This is a genomic window from Bacillus sp. GW823-FHT06A10 (assembly GCF_058795375.1).
Genome location: NZ_JBXAHT010000005.1, coordinates 135,224 through 161,128, shown reverse-complemented (window position 1 = coordinate 161,128; position 25,905 = coordinate 135,224). Strand labels below are relative to the sequence as shown.

Below are 25,905 nucleotides of genomic sequence, written 5' to 3'. Positions count from 1 at the left end.
TTTCTATTCAGCAATTAGGGGAGTCATTAACGGGATGAAAAAAAGAAAAAGACTATGGAATTTATGGAAAACGATTACATTGTTAGTTTGTACAGTTGTGATTTTTTCTTTACTTGTGACAGATATATTAATTAGTCACAATGTAGAACGGACAACGGAGGATAACCAAGCAGAGAAAGCAAAAACAATTGCACACATTGTGGCGAATGATTCGATTGTAATCGATGGCTTGATTGGGAAAGCAGATACTTCTGCAATCCAAACGTATACAAATAGGATATTAAAAAACACAGGTGTTCAATTTATTGTAGTTATGGACATGAATGGAATAAGAAAATCACATCCAAATCCTCAAAAAATAGGTCATCATTTTATTGGGGGAGATGAAGGGCCTGCATTGAAAGGAAAGGAACATGTATCACTGGCAGAAGGAACTTTAGGTATTTCAATGCGAGTGTTTGTACCTGTATTTTCTGAAACGGGTGAACAGCTTGGAGCGGTGGCGGTCGGTATTTCAGCAGATAATGTAAAAGAGAGAGTTAAGGAAAGTAGATATATCATTTATATTGGAGTTGGAGTTGGAGTATTAGTCGGAATTATAGGAGCGATATTGCTAGCTAGACATATAAAGAAAAGCTTATTCGGTCTTGAACCTCACAGGATAGCAAAAATTCTTGAAGAAAGAAATACGATGCTACAATCTGTAAAGGAAGGTATTATTGCTGTAGATAAAGAGGCTAGAGTAACGCTAATTAATAATGAAGCGAAACGTCTATTTAAAAAAAGCGGACTTGAAGAAGATTTTATCGGTAAAGATGTTGAGTTGTATATGCCGAATTCACGTATAAAAGAAGTATTGCAAACGGGAGAAGTACAATTAAACGAAGAACAAAATATTTATGGAATTACGATTGTGACGAATCGAGTTCCTTTATATGTAAAAGGAGAAATAGTTGGCGCAATTGCAACATTTCGTGATAAAACAGAGATTCGAAAACTAGCAGAGGAACTAACTGGTATTAGACTATATGCAGAAGCATTACGGGCACAATCTCATGAGTTTATGAATAAGATGCATGTCGTATTAGGGCTTACACATATGAAACAGTATGAAGAATTACAGAAGTATATAAGCGGTATGGTATCAGAGCATCAATATGAAATTGGTGGAGTTATGAAAAGAATAAAAAATCCAGTATTTGCTGGTTTTTTACTAGGTAAGCTCAGCTATGCTAGAGAGAAGAATATCAAATTAATTATAAGTGAAGATTCTCATATGCCGGAAATAGATGATGAAAGTATTACTCATGAACTTATTACGATTGTGGGAAATTTAATTGATAATGCGTTAGAGGCAGTGACGAATTGTGAAAAGAAGCAAGTTGAAGTTGAGATACAACAAGGGGATATATTAACTATTACAGTGCAAGATACGGGAAAAGGTATACAAGAAAAAGAAATAGAGGAATTATTTACGAAAGGTTATTCCACAAAGGGAGATAACCGCGGTTATGGTTTGTATCTTGTAAAAGAAAGTATACAGCGAATAAATGGGGAAATTGATATACATTCATTAGTAGGAAAGGGAACAACGATAACAATTGAAATACCTAAAGGTAGGGATGAGAGGCAAATATGATTAAAGTTTTAATTGTAGAAGATGACCCGATGGTAGCAATGTTAAATACGCATTATTTAGAGCAAGTAGGAGGGTTTGAACTTGTTCAAGCAGTTAACTCAGTAAAGTCGGCGATAGAAGTATTAGAGAAATCACGAGTGGATTTAGTATTACTTGATATTTTTATGCCTGAAGAGACTGGGTTTGAGCTTTTAATGTATATTCGGAATCAAGAAAAAGAAATCGATATTATAATGATTTCAGCTGTACATGATATGGGGAGTATTAAAAAAGCATTACAATACGGAGTTGTAGATTATTTAATTAAACCATTTACATTCGAACGATTTAAAGAGGCATTAACTATATATCGAGAAAAACTTACTTTCATGAAAGAACAACAAAAGCTTAGTCAATCGGAATTAGATTCGTTAATTTTACAAAAAGAAAAAAGAGAGCCTACTGTCACTAAAGAGCTTCCGAAAGGATTAACGAAGCAAACGTTGCAATTAATTTGGCAGAAGATCGAGTCGTTGAATGGACGAGCGTTTACAACAGATGAAATGGCACAATTAGTTGGAATTTCAAGAGTTTCTATTCGGAAATATGTAATGTTTCTGACTGAAATTGGGGTGTTAGAAAACGAAATGATGTACCAACATGTGGGAAGACCTGTAAGTAAATTAAGATGTGTTAATCAAAAGAAAATAGAGTTTTACGTATAAGCGACTTAGTATAAGTCGCTTATACTTTTTTTAATTACAAAATCAATTACAAAACTTACAAAAACTATTTTTACTATTGAAAGCGTTTTAATATTGTTATTAAGAAAACGAGGGGGTGCCATATGGGAATTCAAAAGAATGTGGAAGCGGTATCATTTTCTGGAGGAAATGAAGTACAAAGAGAATCTTTCGCTTCTAAAATTATGAATGTAAAAATCGGTGTTATACCTTTACCGTTATATGTAGTATTGGCTGCTATTATTTATGGGGCATCTGTATATAATAAATTGCCAGCAGATATGATTGGTGGATTTGCAGTTATTATGATCATGGGGATTTTCTTAGGCGATATTGGGATGAGAATTCCAATTTTAAAAAATATCGGCGGTCCAGCAATACTTTCGTTATTTATTCCATCATTACTTGTATTTTTTAACTGGATGAATCCAGCTTCAATGGAAGCCGCGACTATGTTAATGAAAAAATCGAACTTTTTATATTTATATATTTCTTGTTTAGTAGTCGGAAGTATTTTAGGAATGAACCGTAAAGTGTTAGTGCAAGGTTTCGTTCGCATGTTTATTCCTTTAGTAGTAGGGACGTTAGCTTCTGTAGCAGTAGGATTATTGGTCGGTTCATTATTTGGATTTGAAATGAAGCAGACATTCTTCTTTATCATCGTACCAATTGTGAGTGGTGGTATCGGGGAAGGAATTTTACCACTGTCGCTAGCTTATAGTGATATTTTAAATGAATCATCAGCAACGTTTGTATCACAGCTTATTCCAGCAGCTATTATTGGAAATATGTTCGCAATTGTAAGTGCAGGGTATATGAAGCGTTTAGGTGAGAAGAAACCGGAGCTTAGTGGTAACGGTGTATTAGTGAAAACAGACAATCAAGCAGAATTATTAAAAGAACAAAATACAGAGAAACCAATTGACTTCTCATTAATGGGAGCAGGTTTATTAATTGCGTGTACGTTCTTCATCTTCGGAGGATTTGCTTCTAAGTTCATCGGTATTCCTGGGGCGATCATTATGATTTTCTCAGCAGCACTTGTGAAATACTTTAAATTAATGCCAGCAAAAATGGAGCAAGGAGCATTCCATTTATATAAATTTATTTCGAAGAATTTAACTTGGCCTTTAATGGTTGGATTAGGATTGCTATATATTCCGTTAAAAGACGTAGCAGCAGTTCTTTCAGTAGGATATGTTGTTGTGTGCGCATCGGTTGTTCTTACAATGGTAGCATCAGGTTTTCTTGTAGGGAAAGTGATGAAAATGTATCCAGTCGAATCGGCGATTGTAACTGGATGTCATAGCGGTTTAGGTGGAACTGGAGATGTTGCTATTTTATCGGCTTCAAATCGTATGGAATTAATGCCGTTCGCGCAAATTTCTACTCGTTTAGGCGGAGCGGCAATGGTTGTAACAGCGACAATATTATTAAAGATGTTTTCATGATTAAACAAGCTAGCTATATTCATATAGCTAGCTTGTCAAATTAAGGGGAGATTATAAGTATGTTAGCAAATCAAATTAATGAAAGATCATTGTTATTGCATAAAGAATTAGTAGGGAAAATTGAAATTACAAGTAAAGTAGAAGTAAATTCAGCGGATGATTTAAGCCTGACGTATACACCAGGTGTAGCGGAGTCTTGTAAAGCAATTGCGGCAGATGAAGAAACGGTGTATGACTATACAGCACGTGGCAATATGGTGGCAGTTGTTTCAGATGGAACAGCGGTACTTGGTTTAGGAAACATTGGACCGAAAGCGGCTATGCCTGTTATGGAAGGAAAAAGTATTTTATTTAAGAAATTTGCGAATGTAGATGCTTTCCCATTATGTTTAGGCACAACGGATGTAGATGAAATCGTTACCCTTGTAAAAAATTTAGAGCCTACATTTGCAGGGATTAATTTAGAAGATATTGCAGCACCGCGTTGTTTTGAAATTGAAAAACGACTAAAAGAAGAAACGAATATTCCTGTATTCCATGATGATCAACATGGAACAGCTATTGTCGTTTTAGCAGCTGTTATTAATGCATTAAAAGTTGTTAGTAAACAAATGGATAATGTGAAAATCGTTATTAACGGTGCGGGTTCGGCAGGAATTGCAATTGGAAAATTATTATTAAAGGCTGGTGCAAATCACATTACGCTAGTTAGCCTAGAAGGTATTGTTTGTGAAGGTGAAACATGGATGAACGAAGCACAAATTGAAGTTTCCAAAAAGACAAATCGTGAACATGTGCGTGGAACGTTAAAAGAAGCGATTCACCAAGCTGATATTTTTATTGGCGTATCTGCTCCTAACGTATTAACGAAAGAACTTGTACAGACGATGAATGAGAAAGCAATTGTGTTTGCAATGGCGAATCCAATTCCAGAAATCTTCCCTGAGGATGCATTAGAGGCTGGGGCAGCTGTAGTAGGAACTGGGCGCTCGGATTATGCGAATCAAGTAAATAATGTATTGGCGTTTCCCGGAATATTCCGCGGTGCGTTAGATGTGCGCGCAACTGATATTACAGAAGAGATGAAATTAGCGGCAGCATATGGGATCGCTAACATCATTACTGACGAAGAACGTAATGCGAATTATGTAATCCCGAATCCATTAGATAAAAGAGTTGTTCCAAGTGTTGCAGAAGCAGTAGCGAAAGCAGCTATTGATTCGGGCGTGGCGCAAATTACGAAAATACCAAGTTATTAATAGCTAAAAGCAGTGCCTAAAAGGCACTGCTTTTTTGAGATAAGAAATCAAAATAATGAAGAAGTGTAGAATTATTTATGTTTCTTCACTATTTATTTAATTCCATTGCAACTTGTTTACCATTCACTAAAACCTCAGTTACTGCTACGATTACTTCTATCATTTTTTTCATCTCTCATCTCTCCTCGTTTCATTTCTTACTTTAAGTATAAGAGAAGAGAGATAATTCAACTATCGAAGTACATGACGTAGAAATTACATTATTGTAAGAAAGTGGTTTATTTTTGTCACTTTACTCAGCAGTGATTACAAACTGATCATAATATTTTTCATTCACATATATATTTAATAACCATAATCCAGATGAAGGTAGTGACATAGTGAGAGGGAGTTCGTTTGCAGTAGAATCGATTGTATTTGAAGTGGTCCAAGTTTGTTTGGAAGTTTCTTTTTGAAAGAGTACTGGTGTCGGAGTTACAGATCCTTGTTTTAGCGCAATAATAGACAATTTTCCAGTTGGTATTTCAGAATCTAGAAAGTACCACATTATTTCATTTTGTTCATTCGCGATAATAGGACTATCAGCCATTGCGATTTTTCCTTCGATGCCTTTTAAAGGTATTTTTCCGTCTATGAATGAGGGGGCTTCTTCCCAATTTACATCTTTTAAAACACTAAGATGAAAGAAGGAAGGTGCGTTCACTTGATTGGATGACGTTGTGACAGCTTCAGTTTTAGATGCTTTTGAATCAGGTTGTGCTGGTGTGCATCCAGTGATGAGGAAGGAGAGAAGTAGCATAGTTCCGATTTTTTTCATGGTGCCACACTCCTAGTTTTTATTGTTAGTGTAATTGTATTTGCTAGAAGGCGGGACAATTCCTTTAAAGTATAAAAAGAGGTCGTAAGTTTTGTACGACCTCTTTTGACATTTTTTATCCCGTAAAAGCCCGATTGGTGTAGGTTAATAATCAGTGGGAGATAGCCCCACTAATTAAAGTTTCACTTTATACTTGTTCAGTTGTATAGGTTGGTTCGGTTTCTTTTTGAGGCATCGTCAAAAAAATAACGGACAGAACGATACATACGCCGCCTAATAATTGATATGTTCCAAAAGATTCATTTAGCCAAGTAATTGAGACGATGGCAGCTACAAGGGGTTCAATGCTAGATAAAATGCTTGTTTCTGTTGCTGCTAAATATTTAAGACTACCGATATATAGAAGGAAAGAAAGGGTACCACTAATAATAATAAGAATAAGCATAGAAAAAGTTTTTAGTGTAAGGGTTTGTGAAAAGTGATTCCACCCGAATGAACGATTATAAATAAGTAGTGCAATTCCTCCGATTAACATCCCCCAACCAATTACTACAGTTGTCCCGCATTCTTTAATGAGAGAAGCCGGATGAAGGGTATAAAATGCAAATCCAATTGCTGTTAATAGTCCAAAAATAATAGCTTCTTTAGATAAAACAATATTTTCAATTGAGCCATTTGTAATAATAAAGTATGTTCCTATTAGCGCGGCTATAATTGCGAATAGTTGCATGGAAGCAGGGAATTTTCTTTGTGCAAATGCAACATACATGGTTATAAGAACAGGACCTAGAAATTGAAATAGTGTTGCTGTGACCGCGTTACTAATATGAACTGTTTCGATAAAGGCGTATTGCGCACCAAGCATGCCGAGAATAGAAAAAATAATAAGTTGTATAGAATATCTAGGGTGTTTCCAAATTTGAAATATGTTTTGTTTCTTTATAAGTAAGAAAGACAAAATAAATATTCCTGCAAGCAACAATCGAATTGTTAAAAAATCAATTGAGGATACATTAGTATGTTGAAATAGCCACTGAATCATTGGACCAGATAATCCCCATAATGTAGCCCCTGTAATAATCATAATGAGTCCGATACGTCTACCATTGTTCATTATCATGTTTCTCCTCTCCGGTATTTGATTTTTTATGTGTGACATGATAAAAGGAATTATATATAAAATCTGGTACTGTAAAAAGTATCAGATTTTAGTTTTATTAAGGGGTCAGATATTATGTTAGAATTAACGCCTAATTTAAATATGAATAGTAAAAAGGCATTGTATGTGCAATTGTATGAGTATATAAAAAAAGAGATTAAAGATGGATCGATTGTCTCTTTTACGAAATTACCGGCTAAGCGAAAGTTAGCGATACATTTACAAGTAAGTAAAAATACAGTAGAGGCAGCGTACGAACAATTACTTGCAGAAGGTTATATTGAGTCGATATCGAGAAAAGGTTATTTTGTATGCAAGATTGAGCAAATGGTTCATGTAGAGGATAGCGGAGATAGAATAGAAGAAGTACCGTTTCAGGAGAAGAGTTATAAATTTGATTTTACACAAACAGGAATTGATACAAATGCTTTTCCATTCAATATGTATCGGAAAATTGTAAATGAAGTATGGCAGCCGTATAATAACGAACTTCTCTTTCTAGGACACCCTCAAGGAGAAGCAAGCTTAAGAGAAGAGATTGCGAATTATTTGTATGAATCTAGAGGTGTGCGTTGTTCAGCTAGTCAAATTGTATTAGGAGCGGGAACACAAATATTAGTGAAACTATTGTTTCAATTGTTAAAGGGAAGCAATTATGCAGTTGAAAACCCAGGGTATCATAGGAAGATGGTTGTTTTTGAACAGGGAGAAGCAAGAGTCCAAATGTTATCTTTAGATAGAGATGGAATTTGTATTGCAGATTTAGAAAATAGCAATGCGAATGTTGTATTTGTTACACCTTCCCATCAGTTTCCATATGGAATGATTATGCCTATTACGAGAAGGGTGCAGCTTTTACAATGGGCAAAGAAAGAAGAGAGCAGGTATATTATTGAAGATGATTATGATAGTGAATTTCGCTATTCTGGAAAGCCTATACCGGCGCTGCAAGGGTTAGATACAGAGGGGAAAGTTATTTATATGGGGACGCTATCTAAAGCATTATTACCATCGCTACGGATGAGCTATATGGTGTTGCCGAAGAAATTAATTAAAAAGTATCAACAGCAATATTTATTTTATACACAAAGTGTTTCAAGAATGGACCAAGAAGTGATTAGAAGATTTTTAAATGAAGGCTATTGGGAAAAACATATTCATAAAATGCGTGTCGTCTACCGAAAGAAGAGAGATCGACTTGTTTTTGAAATAGAGAAGTATTTCTCTAATCGTGTTGAAGTGATAGGAGAAGATTCGGGATTACACATTTTATTAAAAGTGCATAATGGAATGCGGGAAGAAGAATTAATTCAAGAAGCTGCGAAACATAGTATCAAAATATATCCTGTGTCTACGTACTATAAAGACGGTACGGCGCCTGAGAGTGTAGTTTTACTTGGGTTTGCGATATTATCAGAGGAAGAAATTGCGAAAGCGATTCAATTATTACACACGGCATGGTTTACAAGAAAGTAAAAAACATCCTCCAAACATGAGGATGTTTTTTATTATTTATTTTCATCTAAGAATAAGACCATATGCTCTTCGTCCCAATATTGTCCGTTATATTTTAATGAACGTTCTTGTACACCGAATGTTTTAAAACCTAATGATTCATAAAGTTTTTTCGCTCCATCGTTTCCAACAACAACATCAAGCATAACTTGTTCTACTTCTAAAGATTTAGCAAGCTCAAGACATTCTTTAATAAGTGCTTTTCCTGCTCCAAGTCCGCGTGCTTTTGGAGATACATATACAGAACCGATTTTAGCTTTATGTTCTTGTTTTACATATGGTTTCGTTTCCAGTGTTGCAACCCCGATTAATTTTCCATCTTTAAATGCACCTAGCGTATAGTTTTCATCTTGTGCTAATTTTTGTGCTTTATATTCAATCGCACACTCTTTATTAATAATATCTTCATAAGAAGAGCTGAATGCTTCAGGGTTTTGCTTTAATCCTTCTACGCGAAGTTCTAAGTAAATTTCTGCTTCGTCTTTTGTTAATACATGGATATCCAATTATATCACCCTCCAAATCTTTGCAAATGTACCTTTATTTTATATTGAAATAAGAATAATTTCAAAAGCTTAGCTTATATGAACTGTTTTTATGAACAAAATAACACCAGTAGTGTTTACTACTACTGGTGTTTTCACACGCATATTATTCAAAAGGTAGCTCGATTATAAAGTTTGTTCCCGCTCCTAATTGGCTTGTTACTAGAATAGAACCGTTATGCAATTCTACAATTTCCTTTGCAACAGCTAGCCCGATACCTTTTCCGCCTGTAGCTCGTGTTCTAGATTTATCGACACGATAAAAACGGTCAAATATATGCGGGATATCTTCTTCAGGAATACCTTCACCTTCATCTTGTACACTTATTGTAAAAGAATCTGTTTTCATGAGTACACGTATCGTAATAGATGTGTTTTCTGGCGAATGTTGATAAGCGTTGTGTAATAAATTTAACATAACTTGTTCCATACGTCTTTCGTCTATGCAAACTTCTAAATCATCTTTGCAATATACATGAAGCTGCATTTGCTTATTTGTTAATGTTGTTTTTGTTTTTTCTACCATTCGTTCTAAAAATGGCTGAAGAAGCACTTTTTGTTTTTTTATAACAAATTGGTGTTGTTCTAATTGTACAAGCATAAATAAATCTTGGACGAGATCGGTTACACTATCCGTTTCATCCTCAATGATTTGTAAGTATTCTTCTCGCTCCTCTTTTGTTAAAGAGTCTCTCTTTGCTACCTTCGCATAACCTTTCATATAGGTCAATGGAGTTAATAGTTCATGAGCGACACTAGCGAGAAATTCATTGCGCTCTTTTTTCATATACGTAAGTTCACTCGATAAATCTTCAATTGTTTTTGCTAAACTTCCGAGTTCATCATTTCGTTTAATACCTAATTGAATTGGCTTGTTTAATTTTGACATTTTTTCTGTCGCTCTCTTCATTTTTACAAGTGGTTCTGTAATAACGCGTGAAAAAACAAAGACAGAAATTGTTGTTAAAATAATTGTTAAAACGCTAATGATAAGAAATTGGTTCATGAGTTTAAGCAACATATTTTCTAGGAAAGATGTTTTTAATAACATATATAGCTTTCCTTGAAACTTTGTTGTGTTAAGTGGGCTTACTGTTGTGATGAACTTTGATTTTTTCCAGTTCCTTTCAACGACTAAGCCGCCGTCTGGGACAGTTTCTGTTTTACAAGTAAGTTGTTTTTGCATATCTTTTGTTACGGGTTCTGAGGTGGAAATAATTTTGCCGTTATGGTCAGTAATAATGATAGCTATATCGGAGTTAGAAATTGATTCCGATTCAACTAAGTGTGCAGCCTCATTCGTAATATCGAACTCAGGGTACACAGGACGTTTAGGATTTTTATTATGTTCAGCGTGTTTCATTTCTTTATAATATTCATCCCGTCTCTCGCGGCTTTTAATTTTTTTACTATAGCGATTACCTTTCTCTAAAAGAGCATCTGTTTCCTCTACAATACGCATTTTTGAAAGGCTTTTATAAAAAGATACGAAAGCAATTGTTTCAATACATAAAGCTAATATTAAAAAGTATGTCCCAATTTTAAGGGAAAGTTTACTCATTTTTTCACCATACCTTATTCATAATAAAGAGTCAGTGGTATACGATTTCCCACTGACCGAAGTAATTATTCACTTTTCCATTTATATCCGACTTTATAGACCGTTTCTAGGTAATCTTCAATCGGAAATCCTTTTTTGCGTAGTTTATCACGGATATTACGAATGTGTGAGTCAATTGTTCTATATTCGATATCTGTTTCATAGCCCCAAATTTTTTCGATTAAATCATCTCGGCTATAAGCACGGTTTGTATTTTGCAAAAATAGCCCGAGTAACGAAAATTCGATAGGAGTTAGCGAGATTTTTTCATCATAAACTGTGACAGTATGTTTCGTTTTATCCCACTCAATACCATTGAAACTAACAAAGCCATCTTTTTTTGTACGGCGTAATATAGCCTCGATTCGTGCGACTAATACATGCTCATCAAATGGTTTTGTAATATAATCATCTGCGCCCATCGTGAGGCCTTTCACCATATCGTAGTTTTGGTTGCGAGCTGTTAACATAATGATAGGAACGTTGGAAATTTGACGAATTTGATAGCAAGTATCCCATCCATCCATATTTGGCATCATAACATCTAATAAAATAATATCGAATTCTTTTTGTTCGATTAATTTTAGTGCTTCAAGGCCAGAGGTAGCTTTCATACAAAAATAGCCGCGAGGGCTTAAGAACAGATCTAATAATCGCAACATACGTTCTTCATCGTCTACTAATAAAATTTTTACCATAATCTTGTGCACCCCAAACTGTTCATTCTACTTGTATAGTTTACATGAAAATAATAAAAAACTCTTTTTATGTGATTGAATGGAGGGCTGATTTTTTCGCTCAGAGTAATTGACATAAAAAATGCACTAGTTTTGCACAACTATTTTTTATAATAGAAAACGTAGCGACACAAAATACCCTATGTTGCGACATAACGTCATGTCATTTTATTTATAAAATGACAATTCCATTCTATTGTGTATGTGAGATAGAGAGGGTTTTCGTATTCACCTCGCATCGGATAAGAAAAATTTCCTATCTCACACTTTTTTTAAAAGGAGATCATACACATGAATTCAAAAGAAGAAATTTCAAAAAAAGAAAAGCAAGATCGTAATACGGTTGTAATGTGTGTTGCCGTATCTATGGTTATTATTATAAGTTGCGTAAATAAAGTTTTGGGGATTTTATAATATAAAAAAAAGCTGATTGCTTCTTAAGAAGCAATCAGCTTTTTTCGTTGTTAGGGGGAAGGCGTGAAACAGCTCGCTAATGTGTTAACTCCCCTGACGTTAATCGTCCGTTAGGTCGAAACGTTAGAAACCCCCACTTCAAGCTTTGCTAAGTGGGGGAGTGTTCATATGATAAACCAAGGTAAAATTGCTAACCCAGAAGTTACAATTGCTGTAGTAAATATTAAAAGCATAGCTCGTTTGTTTTGTTTCATGTCACATTCTCCTCTACATATCAAGTACATGCGATTAACGTGGGATGTAGTTCCCCACTGAGTAAAGTTTCACTTTATATTTTTAGTATAATGAATGGAAAGGTTTGGTACGATCGATAAAGGTGACATGAAGATTACATTGTTGTAATGAAAAAAGCATCTTTCTTAATAAAAAGATGCTTTTGGAAAACTATATTGAAGTATTAATCATTTAAGAACAGAACCATATGTTCCTCGTCCCAATATTGACCGTTATGTTTTAATGAACGCTCTTGTACGCCGTAAGTTTGGAAACCTAATGATTCATATAATTTTTTGGCACCGGCGTTACCAACTACAACATCGAGCATAAGTTGTTCTACATGTAATTTATCGGCATTTTCAATAATTGCTTTAATAAGAGCTCGTCCTGCTCCAAGGCCACGCGCTTTTGGGGAAACGAAAACGGAACCGATTTTTGCTTTATGTTCTTGTTTAATAAAAGGCTTTGTTTCTAAAGTAGCAATGCCGATTAAATCATCATCTTTGAAGACCCCTAGAGTATACTTATCCGGATTGCTTAATCGTTTTGCCATAGCAGCTACAGGATCCTCATGTTTCAAAACATCTTCATAGGAAGAGCTAAAAGCTTCCGGGTTCTTCGTTAAACCTTCCATACAAACTTTTAAATATATTTCTGCGTCCTCTGTCGTTAATAAGCGAATTTCCATAGTTGTAACCTCCTTGGTCGATTTCAAATAAAATAAATCCATTACTTTTATAAGATTGTGTATGTGTTTTGTTAGCAGTCTCTTTTAATTTGTAAAAGAATGAAAAGATATATGCTACAATGCTTTGTTTTTTAATATGTAATGAAATTATATATTAACTTTATTAACTATTCAAGTCTTTAATATATTACATTTTCATAACTAAAATAACTCCTCAATTGAGGAGCTATTTTAGTTATTCGATTGATAACCATCAATTCGATGTGGATGTGTGTAAATATTACAAGATTCATTTCTAATAAATCCTACGACTGTAATGCCTAAATCGTGAGCAAGTTGCAATGCTAGTTTTGTTGGGGCAGATTTAGATAGAACAATTTCACATCCGATTTTTGAAACTTTGAGTAAAATTTCGGATGAAATACGTCCGCTAAATGCGATAATTTTTCCTTTAACAGATATATCATTGCGTAAACAATGACCGTATATTTTGTCTAATGCATTATGTCTTCCGATATCCATTCTTGATAGAAGGATATTATTTCGATCACATAGCGCGGTATTGTGAACACCACCAGTTTGGCGAAAGGTAGTGGAAGATTGTTGTAAAGTATTCATTAAGTAAAAACATTCTTCAGGAGTAATTTTTACATGTATATCATGTAAGTCTTTTGCTTTTGCCGCATCGTTTACGAAAATAAAACCTTGTCTACCTTTTCCGCAGCAAGAAGTGATGTATCGTTTATTATATAAAGTTTGATAGAGCAGATTCACTTTTGATGATTTTACATGGACAATTCCGTTATCTTTTTGAACCCATAGTTCTTCAACATCGTTATAGGAAGAAATAATCCCCTCAGAAATTAAAAAACCAATTACCATATCTTCAATATAATTTGGTGTGCATACGACTGTTACATATTCTTCACCATTCAATTTAATAGTAATAGGAGATTCTGTAACAATCTCGTCAAGTTGTTTTGAAAATGTACCAGATTGATAACGTACAATTGTATAAGTCTCTTGCGTAGGCCCCATATTTAATTCCCCTTTTATATGTATTTCTCTCCCACATTTATCATAAAACAATGGGAAAATAAAAACACCTATTAACAAGAAGATCACAGATTATTTTGGTTATTATTGTATATGTACGATATAATAGAACTGTAGAATAGTGATATTTTCAAGCTTTCGTAGTTATACCTTATAACATCTAGAATCGACTTCATAAGAAAGTATTTGGGTAGAGCGTTTCAAAAATATGTACAGTAATGCGGTTTTGAAAACGGATTCATAATTGTGTTGTACAGTTGGTTGTAAGGAGAGGGGAAACTATGGCAGAACAGACAGTCCGTGTAACCGTCGATGGTAAAGAATTTTCTGCATCAGGTGAAAAGACGATACTACAATTATTTAACGAGAGTAATTTGGAACATCCTCAAATTTGTCATGTACCAGAAGTAGATCCAATTCAAACTTGTGATACGTGTATTGTAGAAGTAAATGGAAAGTTATTGCGTGCTTGTTCAACGAAATTAGAGAACGGTATGCATATCGAAAGACAGTCCCAGCGTGCAAAAGAGGCACAGACTGAGGCAATGGATCGAATATTAGAGAATCACCTACTGTATTGTACCGTTTGTGATAACAATAATGGTAACTGTAAAGTCCATAATACAGTACATATGATGGGAATTGAGGAACAGAAATATCCGTATGAGCCAAAAGTAAGTGCGTGTGAAGTGGATATGTCACATCCATTTTATCGATATGATCCAAATCAATGTATTGCTTGTGGGCAGTGTGTAGAAGTATGTCAAAACTTACAAGTGAATGAAACTATATCGATTGATTGGAGCTTAGACCGTCCACGTGTTATATGGGACAATGGTGTAAGTATAAATGACTCATCTTGTGTAAGTTGCGGGCAATGTGTAACAGTATGTCCATGTAATGCGTTGATGGAGAAATCAATGTTAGGTGAAGCTGGATTCATGACTGGATTGAAACCAGATGTGTTAGATCCGATGATCGATTTTGTAAAGGATGTAGAGCCTGGATATAGTAGTATTTTAGCAGTTTCAGAAGTAGAGGCTGCGATGCGTAAGACGAAAGTGAATAGAACAAAAACAGTTTGTACATTTTGTGGTGTAGGTTGTTCATTTGAAGTATGGACGAAAGACCGCCACATTTTGAAAGTACAGCCTGTTTCAGATGCGCCGGTTAACGGTATTTCCACATGCGTAAAAGGCAAATTTGGATGGGATTTTGTAAACAGTGAAGATCGAATTACAAAGCCATTAATTCGCCAAGGAGATATGTTTGTTGAAGCTTCATGGGAAGAGGCTCTTGAAGTTGTTGCATCCAATATGCAGCATATTAAATCAGAATATGGAAGTGATGCATTTGGGTTTATTTCTTCTTCGAAAGTAACGAATGAAGAAAATTATCTTATGCAAAAACTAGCCCGTCAAATATATGGAACGAATAATGTAGACAACTGTTCCCGTTATTGTCAATCTCCAGCAACAGACGGTTTATTTAAAACTGTCGGTATGGGCGGGGACGCTGGAACAGTGAAAGATATTGCGGAAGCTGGCCTTGTCATTATCGTTGGAGCAAATCCAACAGAAGGACATCCTGTACTTGCAACGCGTGTAAAACGTGCTCATAAATTACATGACCAAAAATTAATTGTGGCGGACCTTCGTAAACATGAAATGGCAGAGCGTGCGGATTTATTCATTCATCCGCGCCAAGGAACTGATTATGTATGGCTCGTTGGTATTACGAAATATATTATTGATCAAGATTGGCACGATAAAAAGTTCATAGCTGAAAATGTGAAGAATTTTGATGAATATAGCAAAATGGTAGAAAAGTATACGCTTGATTATACAGAAGAAATTACGGGGATTTCGAAAGAAAATCTGAAAGAAATGGCTCGTATGGTATATGAAGCAGATGGTACTTGTGTACTTTGGGGAATGGGTGTAACGCAAAATACTGGAGGAAGTACAACTTCAGCAGCAATTTCAAATCTATTGCTTGTTACGGGTAATTATCGTCGTCCTGGTGCAGGAGCATATCCATTACGCGGACATAATAACGTACAAGGCGCTTGTGATATGGCAACATTACCAAACTGGCTTCCAGGTTACCAAGCAGTTTCAGATGATGCGCTCCGTGCGAAATTTGAAAAAGCATACGGTACTACAATTCCGAAAGCACCAGGCTTAAATAATATTGCAATGTTACTTGCGGCAGATGAAGGAAAACTGCGTGGTATGTATGTTATGGGTGAAGAAATGGCTTTAGTAGATTCGAATGCCAACCATGTACAACATATTTTAGCGAATTTAGATTTCCTTGTTGTTCAAGATATGTTCTTATCGAAAACAGCTCGTTTTGCTGATGTTATTTTACCGGCAGCACCAAGCTTAGAAAAAGAGGGAACATTTACGAATACAGAGCGCCGTATTCAAAGATTATATGAAGTATTGAAGCCGCTTGGTGATTCAAAGCCAGACTGGTGGATTTTACAAAAAGTAGCTCGTGCACTTGGCGGGGACTGGAATTATGAAAATCCAAGTGAAATCATGGATGAAATTGCATCGCTTGCACCTTTATATTCTCAGGCAACATACGATCGTTTAGAAGGATGGAATAGTTTATGTTGGGGTAGCCATGATGGCAGCGATACACCACTATTATATGTGGACGGATTTAACTTCCCAGATAAACTAGCTCGTCTATCATTAGATGAATGGGTACCACCAGTTGTAGCGCCAGATGAGTATGATTTACTTTTAAATAATGGTCGTATGTTAGAACATTTCCATGAAGGGAATATGACGAATAAATCGGCTGGTATTTTATCTAAAGTATCTGAAGTGTTCGTTGAAATCTCGCCTGAACTTGCCCTAGAGCGCAATGTGAAAGATGGTGGTCTTGTAGAATTAGCATCACCATTTGGGAAAATTAAAGTACAGGCACTTGTTACAGATCGTGTAACGGGGAAAGAGCTATATTTACCGATGCATGCAACGGTAAATGAAGAGGCAATCAATATTTTAACTGGAACGGCGACAGATCTTTATACGTGTACACCAGCGTACAAACAAACGATGGTAAAGATGCGTGTACTACGTGAAAAAGGGAATCGTCCGTTACCATCTTCAAACCCGAGAGATAAAAAGCGTAATCCGCAAAACGGTGTTGAAATCCAGCAAAAATGGCAAAGAAAACAATACGTATCACTTGTGGACTAGGGGGCGGAGAGAGTGGCGAAAGAAATTACTGTAATTAAAAAGAAAGTTGTAACAGAGGAAGAACAGAAACAGCAAGTAGCAGATGAACTTCTAAATGAGCTATCTAATAATCGTGAAGCAGTAGAAGAAACGATGCAGCTTTTAGCACAGTTGCAGAAGGCTGGTATATTAGATGCGGCAATTAGTTTACTTGCTGCGAAGGAAGATGTTTCAAAAATCGCTGTGGAGCAATTAAATCGTGAACCCGTTAAAAATGCGTTAAATAATATGATGGGGGCAGGAGAAGCGTTATCTTCAGTTGACCCAGAAATAACGAAGCAAATTACGTCAAGTTTAGTTACAGGATTGCAATTTGCAACAGATGAATTAAATAGTGGCAAAAAAACAAAAGTGATGGATTTCTTTAAAGTATTAAAAGATCCAGATATCAATAGAGCTATTACATTCGGTTTTAGCTTCTTGAAAGCATTTGGACAAGGGCTAGAGAAAAAATAGAATAAATGAAAAAGTGATGGGAAGTAGCCATCACTTTTTTCATTATATGTATAAGAGTGTTCATGTTAAGCGGAATATATTATTATTAAAAAGATGGATTAGAACTGGAAATATGGAATCCATCTCAAATACCGTTTTAGAATTTGGAGGAATATATGCAACACCGTAAAAAACTATCTATACCAGGAGTAATGAGACATTCCTTTCAAACAGTTAAATTTGCTTTTTGGAATGTATTAACTTTTCAACTTGCTTATAAATTATTAGCAGCGATTGTGTTTGTTCCGCTATTTGGAATTATTTTTAATAAGTTATTGTATTTTGGTGGTTATGCAAATGCGACAAATGATGAATTATTAGCGTTTTTAAAGACGCCTTATGGCATCTTAGCAATCGTAATTTTATCATTGTTAGCACTGTTTCTTATCTTTACGGAATTTGCGGTGCTTATTATTATTTCGTATTTCGCTCATAAAAGACAGAAGGTGAAATTACGTCCGATTTTATATAAAACGGTAACGTATTTACCTACTCTTTTCACATATTGCTTACCAGGATTTATTTTATATGCTGTCGTATTGTTGCCTCTTTTAAATATGGGATATGAAACGGCATTAATCCCGCAAATTCAAATTCCTAACTTTATTACAGGAGAACTGTTTAAGACAACGATGGGGCAAGTTGGTTATTACACGTTCTTTGCTGTAGTCGCGTATTTGAATCTTCGATGGATTTTCGTTCTACCTATTGTTGTTTTAGAGCAAAAATCATTTCGCGTGGCAGCACGTAAAAGTGCAAATTTAGTAAAGGAAAGCTTTTTTAAAGTACTACTCTTTTTAGTAGGATTTTTTATTTCAATTGGAATTGTATATGTCGTATTTTTGGGAATATATTTATTGTGCCTATGGGGTGTTTATGAATTTACAAACCCGAAAGGAACATTTGCATTATTAGCTGAATCAACGATTTCTGTATTTTTAACGAGCACATTGTATTTATTCAGCTTTATCGTGACGCCATTTTATATTATGGCGATTACGCGATTATACTTACAAAAGGTACCGGTTGAAGATGTTTTATTAGAAGAAGGATTAGATTATTCGAAAACGAAAGCAGATAAATGTTTCTTCCAAAAACATCGTTGGAAATTCATTGGCGTATACATTGTAGGGATTATTACTGCGGGAATGGTCGTTGCCTTCATTGTAACGTTTATTTCAAATTCGTATAAAGAACCGATTATTATGGCGCACCGCGGGTATATATCAAAAGGCGTAGAAAATACGAAAGAAGCTGTGCAAGGTGCTATTGATGCAAAAGCAGACTACGCTGAAATAGATGTATTACAAACGAAAGACGGTGAACTAGCGGTTATACATGATTTGAAGCTGAAACGTCTCGCAAATGCAAATGTGCATGTGTCAGATTTAACGATGGTTGAGTTAAGGCAGCTTACCCTTAGTCAAGATGGACTTTCAGGACAAATAAGTACACTTGATGAAATCATTAAGCTAGCAAATGGCAAAATCAAACTTAATATAGAAGTGAAGCTTCATGGGGGCGAAAAAGACTTTGTAAACAAAGTCTTAAAAACGATTAAAGATAATGAATTTGAGAAGCAATGTGTAATTCAAACGTTACACTATCCGCTTATTAAAGAGTTTAAGCGTGCAAATCCAGATATAAAAGTAGGGTATATATTGTATGCAAGTAGAGCTAACTTAAAGAATGTGAAGGCTGACTTTTACGTAGCAGAAGAATATATGTTAAATAAGAAATTAGTAAAAGAAGCAAGGAAGTTAAACAAACCAATTTACGTATGGACAGTAAATGATATGGAAAATTTAAAGGCATATTATAAGTTAAACGTAGATGGTATCATAACTGATTACCCTGAAGATGCACGTGAAACAATTAAGATGTTAAAAGAGCAAGAAGCGGAAGAAAGTGATCTGTTTGATAAAATTACTGAAACGACAGATGATTTGTTTTTAAAATTATTTATAAGTTACCCAGCTGCTAGCTAAATGCTAGCAGCTGTTTTTTTGTGAAAAGAATATATCTCTAAAGTATTAAGTAAAGTAATAACTGTATATGTATACGTTATCGCTTAGTTTTTTACATTGTTACATTATTGTCAAATAATAAATGATTACTGTTTATTTTGAAGAAGTATAATAAAAATTGAGTGAAAGATAATGGAATGTCACGAAACCCCTAATAGAATCAATGTTTTATATATTTACACTATTCTAAATATATAAACTTTAGAAAAATGATATGTTAGCGTTTTCATAACTTTTAAGTTATGCTAGAATAAGGACATAAGTTATTAATTATTACAAAAAGAAAAAAGAATCTCTTTTTTCTGTTAATTATAAGGGGGCATTTCATTATGCGTATTGGGGTACCAGCAGAAATTAAAAACAACGAAAACCGTGTGGCAATGACACCAGCAGGTGTTGTACATTTAATTCGTAACAATCACGAAGTATTCATTCAAAAGGGTGCAGGTTTAGGATCTGGTTTCACAGACGCTCAGTATGTTGAAGCGGGAGCAAAAATTGTTGATACAGCTGAAGAAGCTTGGAACATGGAAATGGTTATGAAAGTTAAAGAACCAATTGAAAGCGAATACAAACACTTCAGTGAAGGCTTAATCTTATTCACATACTTACACTTAGCTCCAGAGCCAGAATTAACAAAAGCGTTAATTGAGAAGAAAGTTGTTGCGATTGCATATGAAACAGTACAATTAGAAAACCGTTCTCTACCATTACTTGCACCTATGAGTGAAGTAGCTGGTCGTATGGCTGCACAAATTGGTGCGCAATTCCTTGAGAAAAACAAAGGCGGTAAAGGTATCTTACTTGCAGGTGTTCCAGGAGTTAAACGTGGTAAAGTAACAATCATCGGTGGTGGACAAGCTGGTACAAATGCTGCTAAAATTGCAGTTGGACTAGGTGCGGATGTAACAATCATCGACTTAAGCGCAGAACGTCTTCGTCAATTAGATGACATTTTCGGAAACCAAGTAAAAACTTTAATGTCTAATCCTTACAATATTGCAGAAGCTGTAAAAGAGTCTGATCTTGTAATCGGTGCAGTATTAATCCCAGGTGCAAAAGCTCCAAAACTTGTAACAGAAGAAATGATTAAATCAATGGAACCAGGTTCTGTTGTTGTAGATATCGCGATTGACCAAGGTGGTATTTTCGAAACAACTGACCGTATTACAACTCATGATAACCCAACTTACGAAAAACACGGCGTTGTTCATTATGCAGTTGCAAACATGCCAGGTGCGGTTCCACGTACATCAACTCTTGCATTAACAAACGTAACAGTACCATATGCAGTACAAATTGCTAACAAAGGCTACAAAGAAGCTTGCCTAGGCAACTCTGCATTACTAAAAGGTATTAACACATTAGATGGCTATGTAACATTTGAAGCAGTTGCAGAAGCTCACGGTGTAGAGTACAAAGGTGCTAAAGAATTATTAGAAGCAGAAACAGTATCTTGCTAATAGAAGCATTATACAAAACAAAATCGAACAATATATAATACAACATGATAAGAGCTAAGAGATAATACCTCTTAGCTCTTCTTAGTAAAAGGGGGCATACATCGTGGCCAACCTATTTAAAAAGAAATCCGTTACGCAATTGTTAGGGGAAAGTAAAAGTAAAACTTTGACGAAAACGCTAGGGGCATTTGACCTAACAATGCTAGGGATTGGTGCGATAATTGGTACAGGAGTTCTAGTATTAACTGGATTAGTAGCAGCAAGAGATGCTGGTCCAGCAGTTATTTTTTCATTTATGATTGCAGCAATTGTTTGTGGATTTGCAGCATTATGTTATGCAGAAGTTGCATCTACACTTCCTGTTTCAGGTAGTGTGTACACATATTCGTATGCAACAATTGGTGAGTTTGTTGCTCATTTAATGGGATGGACATTGTTATCCGTATATGTCGTAACGACTGCCGCAGTAGCTGGCGGATGGACGGGTTATTTCAATAATTTAGTGAGTGGACTGGGACTTGAAATTCCGAAAGCGTTGCTAACAATTCCAGCGCAAGGTGGTATGGTAAACTTACCAGCAGTTATCGTTACGTTAGTGATAACTTGGTTATTATCACGAGGTACGAAAGAAAGTAAGCGTGTGAATAACATAATGGTATTAATTAAAATTGGTATTGTTGTTTTATTCATTGCAGTTGGTGTATTCTACGTGAAACCAGAAAACTGGATACCATTTGCACCTTACGGTTTAAGTGGAGTGTTCGCAGGGGGAGCAGCAGTATTCTTTGCTTTCTTAGGATTTGATGCATTAGCAACTTCTGCTGAAGAAGTAAAAAATCCGCAACGTGATCTACCAATTGGTATTATTGCTTCGTTAGTTATTTGTACAATCATTTATGTTGTAGTTTGTCTCGTTATGACGGGTATGGTTTCTTATAAAGAGCTAGATGTACCGGAAGCGATGGCATATGTGTTAGAGGTTGTAGGACAAGATAAAGTGGCTGGTGTAATTGCTATTGGAGCTGTAATCGGTATTATGGCTGTAATTTTCGCTTACATTTATGCGACAACACGTGTATTCTTCGCAATGAGTCGTGACGGTTTATTACCAAAATCTTTTGCGAAAATTAACAAGAAGACTGAAGCGCCAACATTTTCAGTTTGGTTAACAGGAATTGGTAGTGCTTTAATTGCTGGATTTATCGATTTAAAAGAATTGTCGAATTTAGCGAATATTGGAGCGTTATTAACATTCGCCATGGTTGGTGTAACTGTTATCATTCTTCGTAAAACGCATCCGAAATTACAACGTGGATTTATGGTACCACTTGTACCGATCTTACCGATTATTTCAATTGCATGTTGTCTATTCTTAATGGTAAATTTACCGTTAACAACATGGATATACTTTGGTATTTGGTTAGCGATTGGAGTAGTTGTATACTTTGTTTATTCGAAAAAGCATAGTCATTTAAAAGACGATGGAAGTTCGCAGGATAATTTAGATCAAGCTAATTAAAGGGATATAAACACAGTAAGCCTTGTGCGTCTAGGGAGCGCGCAAGGCTTTTTCTTTTGTTGAAATAAAGGGAACATATATTACTTTGTTGAATTTTTATGTCGGAATATGAAAAAAGGGTGTGCGAATTGTACATCCTTTTTTGTATGAGAATATAGAGGATGCGGAAAATATGTATATGCCTTACTAAAATGTGAACGGAATGTTCATAAAAAAAATTCAGATTTCATTGACACATATGAGTAGGCGCTCATATAATAAGAGTATAAGATATATGAATGATTGTTCATATGTTCAATTAAAGAGGTGAGCTATTATGGCTGGAAATAAAGTAGAAACACCACAAGAGACATGTTCTCAAACGATAATTCATGAAGAAGTTGTAGAGCAAGTAAAACAAACAATTCCAACTGATGAAAGTTTAAGTAAAGTAGCAGAACTATTTAAAGTATTAGGTGACCGTACACGTACGAGAATATTACATGCGCTATTTGAAGCTGAAATGTGCGTTTGTGATTTAGCTTATTTATTAGGAATGACACAATCATCTATTTCGCATCAGCTTCGTGTGTTAAAGCAAGCGAAACTTGTGAAGAATCGTAAAGAAGGAAAGGTTGTTTATTATTCGTTAGCTGACCAGCACGTAATTCATATCTTCGAGCAAGCGTTTGAACACGTAAACGAAGAAGAATAAAAAGAACGCGAGGAGGGAGAACGATGGCTGAAGCGTTAGTGAAAAAGAAACTGATGTTAGAAGGTTTAGATTGTGCGAATTGTGCAATGAAAATTGAAAAAGGTGTTGGGAATATAGAAGGAGTAAATTCTTGCTCTGTAAACTTCGCAACAAAGACAATGATCTTAGAAACAGCACAAAATAAAGAAAACGAAGTTGTTACGGAAGCAAAACAACTCGTTACAAAATTAGAACCGCATATTAAAGTGCAAGAAGAGCAAAAAAATAAAATTGCTAAAGAAGTATTTATATTAGAAGGTTTAGATTGCGCGAACTGTGCAATGAAAATTGAAAATAAAGTGAAGGAAATGCCAGCTGTCTCAGAAGCAACTGTTGATTTCGTATCGAAGAAACTACGAGTAGAAGTTGCGAATAAAAGAGAACTAGAAGCAACTGTAGCAAATATAACAAATGTCGTTCAAAAGTTAGAGCCAGATGTGAAAGTTGTTCGTGAAGAGAAGAACGGTCATGACCACGGACATAGTCACGATCATGGTGAAGCAAACGTGAAAAAGATGGTAGGGAGATTAGTGGTCGGCGGAATTTTGACAGCAATTGCTGCATTAGCGAGCTTACCACAAATGGTAACAATTCCGTTATTCGTCCTTGCTTATTTATTAATAGGTGGAGATATCGTTTGGAGAGCGGTAAGAAACATGACTCGCGGCCAAGTATTTGATGAAAACTTCTTAATGGCAATTGCAACTGTAGGAGCCTTTGCAATTCAGCAATATTCAGAAGCCGTAGCAGTAATGCTATTTTATCAAGTAGGAGAACTATTCCAAAGCATTGCGGTAAACCGCTCTCGAAAATCAATTACTTCATTAATGGATATTCGTCCTGATTATGCGAATGTAAAGATTGGGAATGAAACGAAACAAGTATCACCAGAAGATGTACAAATTGGCGATTATATTATCGTTAAGCCAGGTGAGAAAGTACCATTAGACGGAAAAGTAATTGAAGGAACATCAATGGTAGATACTTCAGCATTAACTGGTGAATCTGTACCACGTGAAGTTGAAGTTGGAAATGATGTATTAAGTGGCTTTGTGAACCAAAACGGTGTATTAACAATTGAAGTTACAAAAGAGTTTGGTGAATCAACTGTATCGAAAATTTTAGATTTAGTTCAAAATGCAAGCAGTAAAAAAGCACCAACAGAAAACTTTATTACGAAGTTTGCGCGTTACTACACTCCAGTTGTAGTTATTACAGCGGCGATCATGGCGTTTATTCCACCGCTTATTTTAGAAGGGGCTACATTCTCTGAGTGGATTTATAGAGCTTTAGTGTTCTTAGTAATCTCTTGTCCATGTGCGTTAGTTGTATCCATTCCTCTTGGATTCTTTGGAGGTATCGGTGGTGCATCTAAAAGTGGTGTGTTAGTAAAAGGTAGTAACTATTTAGAAGCTTTAAATGATGTAAAATATATTGTTTTTGACAAAACAGGAACATTAACAAAAGGTGTTTTCAAAGTTACAAAAATGGAACCGAGCGAAGGTACTACAAGCGAAGAGTTATTAGAGTATGCGGCATTTGCTGAAGTGTATTCTAACCATCCAATTGCCCAATCTATTCGAAAGGCATATGGAAAATCAATTGATGAAAAAATAATCGATGATTATAACGAAATTTCTGGTCACGGTACAGTCGTAAAAGTACAAGGAAAAGAAATTTTTGCAGGTAATGCAAAATTAATGAGAAAAGAAAATATTGAATTTAAACAACCAGAAACAGTAGGTACATTAGTTCACGTTGCTGTAGATGGAAAATATGCAGGTTATATTGTTATTTCTGATGAGGTAAAAGAGGATTCGAAACAAGCGATTCAAAAGTTAAAAGAACTAGGTATTAAAAAGACAGTAATGTTAACTGGTGATGCAAAAACAGTTGGTGAAGCTGTCGGTAAAGAATTAGGCTTAGATGAAGTTCATGCGGAATTACTACCGCAACAAAAAGTAGAAGAGATTGAAAAAATTGATGCAGCGAAGCATGGAAAAGAAAAAATTGCCTTCGTTGGTGACGGTATTAACGATACACCAGTATTAGCCCGTGCAGACGTTGGTATTGCGATGGGTGGTTTAGGATCAGATGCAGCAATTGAAGCGGCAGACATCGTTATTATGACTGATGAGCCTTCAAAAATTGCGACAGCTGTAAAAATTGCAAAACGCACAAGAAGTATAGTGTGGCAAAATATCATCTTTGCTTTAGGTGTAAAAGGGATCGTTCTATTACTTGGTGCCTTTGGTATTGCAACAATGTGGGAAGCTGTTTTCTCAGATGTTGGTGTGACACTACTTGCAGTGTTAAATGCAATGCGTGTATTACGAGTGAAAGGTTTATAAAAAAGAGGACGCAACCTGCGTCCTCTTTTTTATTGGTTATTTTGTTGAAATTGATTTAATAAAATAATATCAAATATTATTTTACTTTTAAATAATATAATATTAAAATTTACAAATAAAAAACATTCGTCGTATTATTTTAATATATTTTTTACAAATATCCATATAGTATTGAAAAAACA

General features: G+C 35.2%; 20 protein-coding genes. 13 read left to right on the top strand and 7 right to left on the bottom strand.

Annotated elements, in window-relative coordinates; translation table 11 throughout:
* Window positions 1-34: 34 nt before the first annotated feature.
* From AC1Q8M_RS25690 to AC1Q8M_RS25675, 4 genes are all read left to right on the top strand, one after another.
* On the top strand, window positions 35-1,639 hold the full coding sequence (locus AC1Q8M_RS25690) for a sensor histidine kinase (RefSeq protein WP_000746401.1): 1,605 nt from the start codon (window positions 35-37) through the stop codon (window positions 1,637-1,639).
* Window positions 1,636-2,343 (top strand): response regulator, encoded by a 708-nt coding sequence (locus AC1Q8M_RS25685; RefSeq protein WP_097822419.1) that lies wholly within the window; start codon window positions 1,636-1,638, stop codon window positions 2,341-2,343. The genes AC1Q8M_RS25690 and AC1Q8M_RS25685 overlap by 4 nt, the downstream gene beginning before the upstream one ends.
* A gap of 122 nt (window positions 2,344-2,465) precedes the next feature.
* Window positions 2,466-3,812, top strand: coding sequence for a 2-hydroxycarboxylate transporter family protein (locus tag AC1Q8M_RS25680; RefSeq protein ID WP_000512729.1), 1,347 nt, complete (start codon window positions 2,466-2,468; stop codon window positions 3,810-3,812).
* Between the two features lie 59 nt (window positions 3,813-3,871).
* Entirely contained in the window at window positions 3,872-5,071 is a 1,200-nt protein-coding gene (locus tag AC1Q8M_RS25675; RefSeq protein ID WP_025118066.1) for an NAD(P)-dependent malic enzyme, read from the top strand.
* Window positions 5,072-5,363: 292 nt separating this feature from the next.
* Here the strand turns inward: AC1Q8M_RS25675 and AC1Q8M_RS25670 are convergent, their stop codons facing one another.
* Together AC1Q8M_RS25670 and AC1Q8M_RS25665 are read right to left on the bottom strand one after the other, a co-directional pair.
* Window positions 5,364-5,888 (bottom strand): DUF4871 domain-containing protein, encoded by a 525-nt coding sequence (locus tag AC1Q8M_RS25670; RefSeq protein ID WP_025118065.1) that lies wholly within the window; start codon window positions 5,886-5,888, stop codon window positions 5,364-5,366.
* A 187-nt stretch (window positions 5,889-6,075) separates the two neighbouring features.
* The gene (locus AC1Q8M_RS25665; protein ID WP_098855755.1) at window positions 6,076-7,002 is read right to left on the bottom strand and encodes a DMT family transporter; all 927 of its coding nucleotides are present in this window, start codon (window positions 7,000-7,002) and stop codon (window positions 6,076-6,078) included.
* A 120-nt stretch (window positions 7,003-7,122) separates the two neighbouring features.
* On the opposite strand from AC1Q8M_RS25665, the gene pdxR reads away from it, so the two are divergent.
* A complete protein-coding gene (gene pdxR / locus AC1Q8M_RS25660; protein WP_097822417.1) occupies window positions 7,123-8,523 on the top strand; it encodes a MocR-like pyridoxine biosynthesis transcription factor PdxR in 1,401 nt (466 codons plus the stop codon).
* Window positions 8,524-8,555: 32 nt separating this feature from the next.
* Here the strand turns inward: pdxR and AC1Q8M_RS25655 are convergent, their stop codons facing one another.
* From AC1Q8M_RS25655 to AC1Q8M_RS25645, 3 genes are all read right to left on the bottom strand, one after another.
* Complete coding sequence (locus tag AC1Q8M_RS25655) at window positions 8,556-9,068, bottom strand: GNAT family N-acetyltransferase (RefSeq protein WP_000351212.1); 513 nt, start codon at window positions 9,066-9,068, stop codon at window positions 8,556-8,558.
* Window positions 9,069-9,213: 145 nt separating this feature from the next.
* Window positions 9,214-10,668: a HAMP domain-containing sensor histidine kinase gene (locus AC1Q8M_RS25650; RefSeq protein WP_063546416.1), complete on the bottom strand. Its 1,455-nt coding sequence runs from the start codon at window positions 10,666-10,668 to the stop codon at window positions 9,214-9,216.
* A 65-nt stretch (window positions 10,669-10,733) separates the two neighbouring features.
* Entirely contained in the window at window positions 10,734-11,405 is a 672-nt protein-coding gene (locus AC1Q8M_RS25645; RefSeq protein ID WP_000238956.1) for a response regulator transcription factor, read from the bottom strand.
* A 330-nt stretch (window positions 11,406-11,735) separates the two neighbouring features.
* Here AC1Q8M_RS25645 and AC1Q8M_RS25640 point away from each other — a divergent pair, with 330 nt between their 5' ends.
* A complete protein-coding gene (locus AC1Q8M_RS25640; RefSeq protein ID WP_097822416.1) occupies window positions 11,736-11,858 on the top strand; it encodes a hypothetical protein in 123 nt (40 codons plus the stop codon).
* A gap of 457 nt (window positions 11,859-12,315) precedes the next feature.
* Here AC1Q8M_RS25640 and AC1Q8M_RS25635 read toward each other — a convergent pair whose 3' ends face one another.
* Both AC1Q8M_RS25635 and fdhD read right to left on the bottom strand, forming a co-directional pair.
* On the bottom strand, window positions 12,316-12,822 hold the full coding sequence (locus AC1Q8M_RS25635; RefSeq protein WP_000405868.1) for a GNAT family N-acetyltransferase: 507 nt from the start codon (window positions 12,820-12,822) through the stop codon (window positions 12,316-12,318).
* A gap of 231 nt (window positions 12,823-13,053) precedes the next feature.
* Window positions 13,054-13,860 carry a formate dehydrogenase accessory sulfurtransferase FdhD gene (fdhD, locus tag AC1Q8M_RS25630; protein ID WP_000529236.1) on the bottom strand — a complete coding sequence of 269 codons (807 nt, stop codon included), beginning with the start codon at window positions 13,858-13,860 and terminating at the stop codon, window positions 13,054-13,056.
* Between the two features lie 299 nt (window positions 13,861-14,159).
* Here fdhD and fdhF point away from each other — a divergent pair, with 299 nt between their 5' ends.
* The 7 genes from fdhF (at window position 14,160) to AC1Q8M_RS25595 (ending at window position 25,723) form a co-directional block, all read left to right on the top strand.
* Complete coding sequence (gene fdhF / locus AC1Q8M_RS25625; RefSeq protein ID WP_098400325.1) at window positions 14,160-17,096, top strand: formate dehydrogenase subunit alpha; 2,937 nt, start codon at window positions 14,160-14,162, stop codon at window positions 17,094-17,096.
* A gap of 12 nt (window positions 17,097-17,108) precedes the next feature.
* Entirely contained in the window at window positions 17,109-17,591 is a 483-nt protein-coding gene (locus AC1Q8M_RS25620) for a helical membrane plugin domain-containing protein (protein ID WP_001040540.1), read from the top strand.
* Between the two features lie 155 nt (window positions 17,592-17,746).
* Window positions 17,747-19,618: a glycerophosphodiester phosphodiesterase gene (locus tag AC1Q8M_RS25615; protein WP_001164721.1), complete on the top strand. Its 1,872-nt coding sequence runs from the start codon at window positions 17,747-17,749 to the stop codon at window positions 19,616-19,618.
* A 368-nt stretch (window positions 19,619-19,986) separates the two neighbouring features.
* Window positions 19,987-21,120, top strand: a complete 1,134-nt coding sequence (ald, locus tag AC1Q8M_RS25610) for an alanine dehydrogenase (protein ID WP_001219741.1) — start codon at window positions 19,987-19,989, stop codon at window positions 21,118-21,120.
* A gap of 103 nt (window positions 21,121-21,223) precedes the next feature.
* Window positions 21,224-22,639, top strand: a complete 1,416-nt coding sequence (locus tag AC1Q8M_RS25605) for an amino acid permease (protein WP_001284896.1) — start codon at window positions 21,224-21,226, stop codon at window positions 22,637-22,639.
* A 316-nt stretch (window positions 22,640-22,955) separates the two neighbouring features.
* On the top strand, window positions 22,956-23,333 hold the full coding sequence (locus AC1Q8M_RS25600; RefSeq protein ID WP_000918378.1) for an ArsR/SmtB family transcription factor: 378 nt from the start codon (window positions 22,956-22,958) through the stop codon (window positions 23,331-23,333).
* Window positions 23,334-23,356: 23 nt separating this feature from the next.
* On the top strand, window positions 23,357-25,723 hold the full coding sequence (locus tag AC1Q8M_RS25595; protein WP_097853650.1) for a heavy metal translocating P-type ATPase: 2,367 nt from the start codon (window positions 23,357-23,359) through the stop codon (window positions 25,721-25,723).
* The last annotated feature ends 182 nt before the right edge of the window (window positions 25,724-25,905 follow it).